At 60.6% G+C, this 9367-nt stretch carries 9 protein-coding genes, 1 tRNA gene and 1 pseudogene; 6 read left to right on the forward strand and 5 right to left on the reverse strand.

Translation table 11 applies throughout. The annotated features are described in order from the left end of the window. Positions 1 to 21 precede the first annotated feature (21 nt). The 3 genes and pseudogenes from ACW9JE_RS06300 (at position 22) to ACW9JE_RS06310 (ending at position 1864) form a co-directional block, all read left to right on the forward strand. Positions 22 to 98 (forward strand) — tRNA-Pro (locus ACW9JE_RS06300). Positions 99 to 238: 140 nt separating this feature from the next. Next, positions 239 to 1009, forward strand: a pseudogene (locus ACW9JE_RS06305) (MCP four helix bundle domain-containing protein); the annotation flags it as partial. Next, entirely contained in the window at positions 1001 to 1864 is an 864-nt protein-coding gene (locus ACW9JE_RS06310) for a methyl-accepting chemotaxis protein (protein ID WP_457432256.1), read from the forward strand. The pseudogene ACW9JE_RS06305 and the gene ACW9JE_RS06310, both read left to right, overlap by 9 nt. A 264-nt stretch (positions 1865 to 2128) precedes the next feature. On the opposite strand, the gene ACW9JE_RS06315 is transcribed toward ACW9JE_RS06310, so the two are convergent. Genes ACW9JE_RS06315 through ACW9JE_RS06330 form a run of 4 tightly spaced genes read right to left on the reverse strand, consistent with a single transcriptional unit; the run spans position 2129 to position 4863 of the window. Beyond that, the gene (locus ACW9JE_RS06315; RefSeq protein WP_457432250.1) at positions 2129 to 3427 is read right to left on the reverse strand and encodes an NAD(P)/FAD-dependent oxidoreductase; all 1299 of its coding nucleotides are present in this window, start codon (positions 3425 to 3427) and stop codon (positions 2129 to 2131) included. 60 nt (positions 3428 to 3487) lie between these two features. Continuing rightward, positions 3488 to 3661 carry a DUF3094 domain-containing protein gene (locus ACW9JE_RS06320; RefSeq protein WP_008022453.1) on the reverse strand — a complete coding sequence of 58 codons (174 nt, stop codon included), beginning with the start codon at positions 3659 to 3661 and terminating at the stop codon, positions 3488 to 3490. Positions 3662 to 3712: 51 nt separating this feature from the next. Continuing rightward, on the reverse strand, positions 3713 to 4240 hold the full coding sequence (locus ACW9JE_RS06325; RefSeq protein ID WP_457432251.1) for an MOSC domain-containing protein: 528 nt from the start codon (positions 4238 to 4240) through the stop codon (positions 3713 to 3715). Beyond that, positions 4237 to 4863: a DUF1780 domain-containing protein gene (locus ACW9JE_RS06330; RefSeq protein WP_007970534.1), complete on the reverse strand. Its 627-nt coding sequence runs from the start codon at positions 4861 to 4863 to the stop codon at positions 4237 to 4239. Before ACW9JE_RS06330 ends, ACW9JE_RS06325 begins: the two co-directional genes overlap by 4 nt. A gap of 208 nt (positions 4864 to 5071) precedes the next feature. Between ACW9JE_RS06330 and ACW9JE_RS06335 the strand changes: the two genes are divergently transcribed. From ACW9JE_RS06335 to ACW9JE_RS06345, 3 genes are read left to right on the forward strand one after another with little or no spacing between them, the layout of a single operon-like run. Further along, positions 5072 to 6424, forward strand: a complete 1353-nt coding sequence (locus tag ACW9JE_RS06335; protein WP_457432252.1) for an aromatic acid/H+ symport family MFS transporter — start codon at positions 5072 to 5074, stop codon at positions 6422 to 6424. Continuing rightward, entirely contained in the window at positions 6421 to 7641 is a 1221-nt protein-coding gene (locus tag ACW9JE_RS06340; RefSeq protein WP_457432253.1) for a benzoate/H(+) symporter BenE family transporter, read from the forward strand. The genes ACW9JE_RS06335 and ACW9JE_RS06340 overlap by 4 nt, the downstream gene beginning before the upstream one ends. A 17-nt stretch (positions 7642 to 7658) precedes the next feature. After that, positions 7659 to 8927 (forward strand): OprD family porin, encoded by a 1269-nt coding sequence (locus ACW9JE_RS06345; protein ID WP_457432254.1) that lies wholly within the window; start codon positions 7659 to 7661, stop codon positions 8925 to 8927. An 8-nt stretch (positions 8928 to 8935) separates the two neighbouring features. Here ACW9JE_RS06345 and ACW9JE_RS06350 read toward each other — a convergent pair whose 3' ends face one another. After that, positions 8936 to 9178 (reverse strand): DUF2790 domain-containing protein, encoded by a 243-nt coding sequence (locus ACW9JE_RS06350; RefSeq protein ID WP_457432255.1) that lies wholly within the window; start codon positions 9176 to 9178, stop codon positions 8936 to 8938. Positions 9179 to 9367 lie beyond the last annotated feature (189 nt).

The following is a 9367-nucleotide window of genomic DNA, read 5'->3' on the forward strand; positions in this document are numbered from 1 at the left end:
TTAAAGGTGCCTTTTTTTTACCGGGGTATAGCGCAGTCCGGTAGCGCGCCTGCTTTGGGAGCAGGATGTCAGGAGTTCGAATCCCCTTACCCCGACCATATTAAAAATCCTCGTATCGAAAGATACGGGGATTTTTTTTGCCTGCAAAAAAGCACTTCAAGTCATCGTACAACTTGCCGATAACGAGCTGTCGGGGTTCAGCCCTTCACTCAAGCCAATAAAAACAAAGGCGCTCGTTATGTTTCTTCGTCAGTTGAATATTGCCCCCCGTGCCGCACTGGGGTTTGCCTTGATCGCATTGCTCGTCGCACTGCTCGGGATTTTTGCCCTGGGACAAATGTCGAGCATCCGCGAAAGCGAGGTGGCGGTGGAGAAACAATGGCTGCCGAGCATTCGCGGCGGTGACGAGATCCGCGAAATCATGCTGCGCATCCGCACCATTTCCCTGCGCATGGCCCTGGACCAGGACCCAAAGAACATCGCGCAATACCGCAGCCAGATGGATACCCGGGACAAGGAGCTGAGCGAGAAAATCGCCGCCTACGACAAGCTGGTGACCTCGCCCGAAGGCAGGGCACTGTATGACCAGTTCAAAAGTACCTTCACCGCTTACCGCGCCGGCATTGCCCAGTCCTTCACGCTGGCTGAACAGGGGCGTCGCGACGAGCTGACCAAACTGTTGCTGGTCGATATGAAAACCGTGGTCGACGGCTCGGGCAAGCAACTCAGTGACCTGGCGGAACTCTTCACCCGTCAAGTTGCGGCCGAAAGCGAAAAATCCCGGGATCACTACGACACCTCGCGCACGATCGTCAGCCTGTTTATCGGCCTTGCGGCCCTGGCGACAGTCGCCCTGGCCTTGTTGCTGACCCGCAGCATCGTGCGCCCGCTGAGTGAAGCTGTGATCGCCGCGGAGCATGTGGCTCAAGGCGATCTGACTCGTCCGATCGAAACCCGGGGTAATGACGAAGTCAGTCGCCTGCTCAAGGCGCTGGCCACCATGCAGCAGAACCTGCGGGAAACCCTGCAGGGCATCAGCCGTTCCGCGACTCAGTTGACCACCGCCGCTGACGAACTGAACGCTGTGACCCTCGACAGCACCCAGGGCCTGCAACAGCAGAACAACGAAATCGAGCAGGCGGCGACCGCCGTGAATGAAATGACCAGCGCAGTGGAAGAGGTTGCGCGCAACGCGGTGTCCACCTCCGATGCCACTCGTCAGTCCAGCGAATCGGCGCGAATGGGGCAGGAGCGGGTCAGTGAGACGGCCAGTGCCATCAGTTCGCTGTCCGACGATGTGCAGAGCACCAGCGAGTTGGTGCAATCGCTGGCCAATCAGTCTCAGGATATCGGCAAGGTATTGGATGTGATTCGTGCGATTGCCGAACAGACCAACCTGCTGGCACTGAACGCGGCCATCGAGGCGGCGCGGGCGGGGGAGAGCGGTCGCGGATTCGCGGTAGTGGCCGATGAAGTGCGGGCGCTGGCTTATCGCACGCAGCAGTCGACCCAGGAAATCGAGCAGATGGTGCAGGGCATGCGCAGCGGTTCGAGCCTGGCCCTGGATGCCATGAATGCCAGCGCGACCCGTGCTGCCAGCACCCTGGTTCTCGCTGAACGCGCAGGCCAGGCGCTGCAAACCATCACCGCTTCGGTGCACCAGATTCACGAGCGCAACCTGGTCATCGCCAGCGCGGCGGAAGAGCAGGCGCAAGTGGCGCGGGAGGTCGATCGCAACCTGGTGAACATTCGTGACTTGTCGGTGCGCTCGGCAGCCGGCGCGGATCAGACCAGTGCTTCAAGCCATGAGCTGTCGCAACTGGCCAATGCACTGCAGGGGATGGTGCGGCGTTTCAGAGTCTAAGCGCTGCAGAAAAATCGATGGGAGAAAAAACCTGTGGGAGCGAGCCTGCTCGCGATAGCGTTCTACCAGTCGACATTGATGCCGCCTGATATGCCGTCATCGCGGGCAAGCCGCGCTCCCACAGAGTTTGTGTCGTAACCCGAAATTGCAGTCGGCGCAAAACCTGTGGGAGCGTGGCTTGCCCGCGAAAGCGTTGGACCAGACACTCTGATGTTGGCTGATACTCCGCTTTCGCGAGCAAGCCCGCTCCCACACTGGACCGTGTCAGTGCAACTTGAGCCTCGGCTCAGTCCCCCGCCCGATCTTGCTGCCCAGCATCAGCATTGCCGTGCGGAACCATCCGTACAGCGCCATCTGGTGCATGCGGTACAACGACACGTAGAACATCCGCGCCAGCCACCCCTCCAGCATCACGCTGCCAGTCAGATTGCCCATCAAGTTACCCACAGCGGAAAAACGCGACAGCGAAATCAGCGAGCCGTAGTCGGTGTACTTGTACTCGGGCAACGCCTTGCCTTCGATCCGCAGCTTCAGCGACTTGGCCAGCAGCGACGCCTGCTGATGCGCAGCCTGGGCGCGCGGCGGTACGTTGCGGTCGCTGCCCGGTTGCGGGCAGGCGGCGCAGTCACCGAAGGCGAAGATGTTCTCGTCGCGGGTGGTTTGCAAAGTCGGCAGGACTTGCAACTGGTTGATGCGGTTGGTTTCCAGGCCGTCGATGTCCTTGAGGAAACCCGGAGCGCGAATGCCTGCCGCCCAGACTTTCAGGCCGGCATTGATGATCTTGCCGTCGGCAGTAATCAGGGCGTCGGCCGTGACTTCGCTGACCGCGGCATTGGTCATCACGTTGACCCCGAGCTTCTCCAGGGTTTTATGCACAGGCCCGCCGATGCGCTCCGGCAGCGCCGGCAGCACCCGAGGACCGGCTTCGATCAGGGTGATGTGCATGTTTTCCGGCTTGATCCGGTCCAGGCCATATGCTGCCAGTTCGTGGGCAGCGTTGTGCAACTCTGCGGCCAGTTCGACCCCGGTGGCACCGGCGCCGACGATGGCCACGCTGATCTGCTCGTCCTGAACGTTTTGCCCGGCGTGGGCGCGCAGGTAGTGGTTGAGCAATTGCTGGTGGAAGCGTTCGGCCTGTTTGCGGGTGTCGAGGAACAGGCAGTGCTGCGCCGCACCCTGAGTGCCGAAATCGTTGGTGGTGCTACCGACGGAAATCACCAGCGTGTCGTAAGGCACTTCCCGCGCAGGCACCAGCTCCAGGCCGGCTTCGTCATAGGTGGCGGCCAGCTGGATTTTTTTCTGCGCGCGATCGAGCCCGCTCATGCGCCCCAGCTGGAACTCGAAGTGGTTCCATTTCGCCTGGGCAACATAGTTGAGTTCGTCTTCGGAAGAGTTCAGGGAACCGGCTGCCACTTCGTGCAGCAACGGTTTCCAGATGTGGGTCAGGTTCGCGTCGACCAGCATCACGCTGGCCGTGCCGCGCTTGCCCAGAGTCTTACCCAGACGGGTAGCCAACTCCAGACCGCCGGCGCCGCCGCCGACAATAACGATACGATGGGACATGGGGATAACTCGCAAGGCTAAAAGAAATCGGTGCAGTTACCCGAGCGAGCGCAAGGCAGCTCATAGCGTCAGGTAACTGATAAATCGGCTCAACAGGCCAAGACCAATGGTCACTGCCAATACCAGCACCAGGAGCATCCACGGCCGGAATGGCCGGCGCTCGACTTGGTGCTGGGACAACTGCAGGTACTCTTCGACATGCTTTTGGTCATCGGGGTTCAGGCGGCTGGTCATAAAGGCCTCGTCAGGTAGACGTTGCTGAATGTGTAGAAGCTACAGGCAGATTCAATGAGCGATGAACGGAGCATAGCCGGTGTCCGGAATGGGCTCGACGCTCACCTTGTCGTCCAGGCGAATGATTCCACTTTGTAACACTCGGGCAGTGATTCCGCCATGTCCGCGCACCGCCTGAAATGTCCCGGGCCCGAGATTGTTCTGAAGGCGCGCGCACGGCTGACACCAGCCGGTGGTTTCAAAGATCGCCTGGCCGATGCGAAAACGCCGGCCCTTGAGGCTGAACAGATTGATACCGCTGATAACGAGATTGCGCCGTAAATCTTCAGGCAGCACCGGTCTGTCATCCGGGCGTCCCATGAGCGAACTGATCACGGCCAGGTGTTCCCACTGAATCAACGTCACCTGTCGCGCGTTGCGCACCCCGGGCCTGGCGCGATCACCGGTAAGTCCGGCCTCAAGTCGTGCTTCGACTGCATCGAGTTCGATCATCGGGGCGTGACGTTCGGGGCGAACACCGATCCATCGAACGCGACCGATTTGCGGGACTTCGGCAATTAGCTCCTGCAATGGACTCACAGGCTGATCCCGACATCGAACACGATGCTTCGTCCCAGGTTGCTGCGCAGAAAGTCCGGTGCATCGGGATGCGCGAACAGCACGCGAGCAAAGGTAGGTCCCACCAGCGACAGCGAGCGCCAACCCTGGCGCAGGTACTCGGTGGGCGGTGGAAAGTGGCTGTTGAGGTCCAGCACTTCGCGCTTGAGGCTGGCGAAGGCAATGATGTCCAGCTCCCCCAGATCCATGCCGCGTTCCTTGTAGTTGTGCGCTTTTTTGCGCAAGGTCGGCGCCAGTCGCAGCAGAAACTCGTTGGCCGGGATGCGCCGGGGCTTGGCTTCGCGGCGTACCAGTTGGCTTAAGGAAAATGCACTGCGCCGACGTTGCAGTTCATCGCGCCACTCATCGTTGAGGCGCCGACCTTCATCAAGCACGAAAAACACTTCAAAACTGGCATCGCGAAACAGCACGTCCGGCGGCTCCCCGGCGGGGGCGAACTCGTCGGCGCGGTAAGGAATGTTCAAGCCTTGCAGCAGGCGCTGGCAGACCCAACGCTCACGCTCCCATTTGCGGGCATTGGACAGGAAAGCGTTGGCCTGCTCGGCCGCGATGGTCAGCAGGCGTAGGTAATCTGAATCATCCATAGGCCCAAGCTTAGCGCTCAAATGTGATCGCAAAGAAAACAGTTTGCCTCGCCAGTGCAATTCCTCGCTCGACATACCCCTCTGCACAAAACGGATAACGATCTGCGCAACGCGGATATTGAGTCGCTTGCGGCATCTCTAGCATCGGCGGTACGGACGTTCGCCGTCTTACCGACGATCTGAAAAACAACAACAAGAGATAAATGCCATGCGCAAGATCGATGTACACGAGGTTATCGACAAGGCTCGATTCAACCGCTTTCACTGGATGGTGCTGTTCTGGTGTGCCCTGATCATCATCTTCGACGGTTACGATCTGGTGATCTACGGCGTGGTCCTGCCGATGTTGATGAAGGAGTGGGGGCTCAGTCCTCTGCAAGCCGGGGCACTGGGCAGTTATGCGCTGTTCGGGATGATGTTCGGCGCGCTGTTCTTCGGGCCACTGTCGGACAGGATCGGCCGGAAAAAAGCCATCACCATTTGCGTGATCCTCTTCAGCGGTTTCACCGTGCTCAACGGTTTCGCCCGAAACCCCACGGAATTCGGCCTCTGTCGTTTCATCGCCGGCCTGGGCATCGGTGGAGTGATGCCGAACGTCGTGGCGCTGATGAACGAATACGCGCCAAAGAAAATCCGCAGCACCCTGGTCGCAATCATGTTCAGCGGATATTCGGTGGGCGGCATGTTGTCCGCCGGGCTGGGTATCGTGCTGATTCCGAGCTTTGGCTGGCAGTCGGTGTTCTACGTGGCGGTGCTGCCGCTGTTGTTGCTGCCGCTGATCATGTATTTCCTCCCCGAGTCGGTGGGCTTCATGCTGCGCCAGGGGCGCCATGAGGAAGCGCGCAGCGTGTTGCAGCGCATCGAACCGTCCTACGCCGCACAGGCCGACGATCAACTGCTCATGAGTGAAGTAAAAGGCACTGGCACACCGGTGTTGCAGCTGTTCCGCGAGGGCCGGGCGCTGCGCACGCTGATGCTGTGGCTGGCGTTCTTCTGCTGTCTGTTGATGGTGTACGCCCTGAGTTCCTGGCTGCCGAAACTGATGGCCAATGCCGGCTACAGCCTAGGTTCGAGCTTGTCGTTCCTGCTGGTGCTGAACTTCGGCGCGATTTTCGGTGCGGTGGGCGGCGGTGTGCTGGGTGACAAACTCAACCTGCCGCGAGTGTTGGCAGTGTTTTTCGCGGTGGGCGCCGTCTCGATCACCTTGCTCGGCTTCAACAGCCCGATGCCGGTGCTGTACCTGCTGATCGCGATTGCCGGCGCCACTACTATTGGCTCGCAGATTCTGCTGTACGCCTGCGCCGCGCAGTTCTACTCCATGACCATCCGCTCCACCGGCCTTGGCTGGGCCTCGGGCATCGGGCGCAACGGGGCCATCGTTGGACCGTTGCTAGGTGGTGCCTTGCTCGGGATCAGCCTGCCGCTGCAACTGAACTTCATGGCCTTCGCCTTGCCGGGTGCGGTTGCCGCCATCGCCATGACCGTGTTCGCCGTCAGCAGTCGACGTAGCGTCCGGCAATCGCTGGCGGCGCCTCAAAGCGCGGTTGGCGAGGTGTCATGAACAAGTTGCTCCGGGATTTTTCCCTGTCGGCAGCCGTGGCGGGATTCATCGCCACGGTGATTTCCTACGCCGGTCCCCTGGTGATCATTTTCCAGGCTGCCGATGCCGCCCATCTGTCGCGGGAGGTGTTGTCGTCCTGGGTTTGGGCGATTTCCATCGGCAGTGCGGTGCTGGGGATCGGTCTGAGTCTGCGCTACCGGGTGCCGGTGATCATCGCCTGGTCCGCGCCGGGCTCGGCGCTGCTGGTGGCGCTGCTGCCGGGGATTTCCATGTCCGAAGCAGTGGGCGCCTACCTGATCAGCAGCCTGATCGTGTTTCTGGTGGGAATTTCCGGAGCGTTCGACCGAATCATCGGCAAGCTGCCGGCAGCGGTTGCGGCCGCGATGCTGGCGGGGATTCTGTTCAGCTTCGGCACCGGGCTGTTCGTCTCGCTGCAGAGCAAACCGGCACTGGTGCTGGCGATGTTTGCCACCTACCTGATCTGCAAACGGCTGGTGCCGCGCTATGCGGTGCTGATGGTCCTGCTGGTGGGATGTTCGATGGCGTTGCTCGCCGGCGATCTGCACCGCGAGGCGCTGGTCATCGGTTTCGCCACACCGGTGTGGATCACGCCGGCATTCAGCCTGAGTGCGACGCTGAACATCGCGCTGCCGCTGGTGATGGTGGCGCTGACCGGTCAGTTCGTTCCCGGCATGGCAGTGTTACGCGCCAGCGGCTACGGCACGCCCTCCAGGCCGATTATCGCCAGCAGTGCCTTGGGCACTGCGCTGTTGGCGCCGTTCGGTTGCCATGGGCTGAACCTGGCGGCGATCACCGCAGCCATCTGCACCGGCCGCGAGGCCCATGAAGATCCCGGCAAGCGTTATGTGGCCGGGGTCGTGGGCGGCCTGTGCTACCTGGTGCTGGGCATCTTCGGCGCGACGCTGGTTTCACTGTTCTCGGCGTTTCCCAAAGAGCTGATTGCGGCCCTGGCCGGACTGGCACTGTTCGCCGCGATTGCCGGCGCGCTGACCGGTGCGATGGCCGTGCCGAGTGATCGCGAAGCCGCACTGGTGACCTTCCTGACCACGGCCTCGGGCATGTCGTTGTTGGGGCTGTCCGCGGCTTTCTGGGGGCTGATTTTCGGCATGGTCACTCACCTGATATTGAGCGCCCGTCGTCCCGCCACCCGCAGCCAAAGTGCTGCACAAAAACAAGCTGTTCCTGTCGATCAATAAAAATAAGAGACAAAACGATGAAACAGATTTCTCCAGCAACCGGTTCCGTGTTGTCCCTGGCTGTCGCCTCGAGTTTTTCCACCGGCGCGATAGCCGCCGAAAAAGGCTTCATCGAAGACACCACCGCCACCTTGCAAGCGCGCAATTACTACTTCAGCCGGGACTACTCCGACATCGTCGGGACAAATCCGCAATCGAAGGCCGAAGAGTGGGCGCAGGGTTTCATCCTCAACGTCAAATCGGGTTACACCCAGGGCACCGTCGGTTTCGGCGTGGACGTGATAGGCCTGCTCGGGCTCAGGCTCGACAGCAGTCCGGATCGGGTCAATACCGGTCTGCTGCCGGTGGGTGATGACGGGCGTGCGCCGAGTAATTACAGCCGTCTGGAGGGCGCATTGAAAATGCGTTTCTCGAAAACCGAACTGAAAGCGGGGGAGCTGCAACCCAACCTGCCGGTGCTGGTGTTCAGCGATATTCGTCTGCTGCCGCCGAGTTACCAGGGAGCGAGCATCACCTCGAACGAGATCGCTGGCCTGACCCTGCAGGCCGGCCACCTGAGTTCAACCAGCCTGCGCAACGAGGCGGGGGATGAAAAAATGCAGGCCATGCTCGGCCATGTGCCGCAGCGTCAGGTCAGCAGCGACGGCTTCAATTTTGCCGGGGCCGATTACGCCTTCAATGAGAAACGCACTTCAGTGAGCGCCTGGTACGGGCAGCTGGAAGATATCTACAACCAGCGCTTTCTCGGCCTCAAGCACAGCGAGCCAATGGGCGACTGGGTTCTGGGCGCCAACCTCGGCTACTTCGATTCCCGAGAAGACGGCAAGAAGCTGTTGGGCAATATCGACAATCAGGCGTTTTTCTCTCTGCTGTCGGCCAAGCGCGGCGGTCACACGTTCTATGTCGGCTATCAGGCGATGTATGGCGACACGGCGTTCCCGCGGGTCTTTGCCAACATCTCGCCGCTGGGCAACGAGGTGCCGACCTACGAGTTCGCCTTCACTGATGAGCGTTCATGGCAGGCGCGTTATGACTACGACTTCGCCGCCCTCGGCGTACCCGGCCTGACCAGTACCGTGCGTTACATCTCGGGCAACAACGTCGACACCGGCAAGGGCTTTGAGGGCAAGGATCGCGAGCGCGATCTGGATATTGGCTATGTCCTGCAGAGCGGCAGCCTCAAGGGCCTCGGCATCCGTGTGCGCAATGCCATGGCGCGCTCCAACTACCGCAGTGATATCGATGAGAACCGCTTGATCCTGAGCTACACCTGGACGCTGCTATGAGCGACTGATCACAGGTTGCTGGTGCAGTTGCCCATGACCTCGTAGGTCACGCGATGGGTCTGGCCCTGATGGTCCACATACACCATGGTCGCCGGCACCACGCCGCAGGCTGTCGCGGTATCCGATACGGAAACCACCTTGGCAATGTCCAGCGGTTGCGCGGGATTGTAAGGGACTGCGGAAGGCAGGTTGTCGGCGGCCATGGCCGTGGTGGCCATGAGGGTCAGAAACAGGCTGGTCAATGTTTTCATTTTTCTGCATTCCGGGTTGATCCTGATGCCTGAATTTTTAGGCATCGGCCTTGCGCGATAAAGATGGCTGGATCTGATTCAGTCTTGCGAAATACGTAACAATCAGCGCGCACTCCCCTGTAGGAGCGAGCACGCTCGCGATGGACGTCAACGATGACGCGGGCTGCCTGACACCCAGCGGTGTTCGGG

It is taken from the genome of Pseudomonas sp. SDO55104_S430, assembly GCF_054070595.1.

What these genes read in the sequence shown, in the direction of transcription:
- ACW9JE_RS06310 (WP_457432256.1), top strand. Translation starts at nt 1,001, where the DNA reads ATGCAGCAGAACCTGCGGGAAACCCTGCAGGGCATCAGCCGTTCCGCG.
- ACW9JE_RS06315 (WP_457432250.1), bottom strand. Translation starts at nt 3,427, where the DNA reads ATGTCCCATCGTATCGTTATTGTCGGCGGCGGCGCCGGCGGTCTGGAG.
- ACW9JE_RS06320 (WP_008022453.1), bottom strand. Translation starts at nt 3,661, where the DNA reads ATGACCAGCCGCCTGAACCCCGATGACCAAAAGCATGTCGAAGAGTAC.
- ACW9JE_RS06330 (WP_007970534.1), bottom strand. Translation starts at nt 4,863, where the DNA reads ATGGATGATTCAGATTACCTACGCCTGCTGACCATCGCGGCCGAGCAG.
- ACW9JE_RS06335 (WP_457432252.1), top strand. Translation starts at nt 5,072, where the DNA reads ATGCGCAAGATCGATGTACACGAGGTTATCGACAAGGCTCGATTCAAC.
- ACW9JE_RS06340 (WP_457432253.1), top strand. Translation starts at nt 6,421, where the DNA reads ATGAACAAGTTGCTCCGGGATTTTTCCCTGTCGGCAGCCGTGGCGGGA.
- ACW9JE_RS06345 (WP_457432254.1), top strand. Translation starts at nt 7,659, where the DNA reads ATGAAACAGATTTCTCCAGCAACCGGTTCCGTGTTGTCCCTGGCTGTC.
- ACW9JE_RS06350 (WP_457432255.1), bottom strand. Translation starts at nt 9,178, where the DNA reads ATGAAAACATTGACCAGCCTGTTTCTGACCCTCATGGCCACCACGGCC.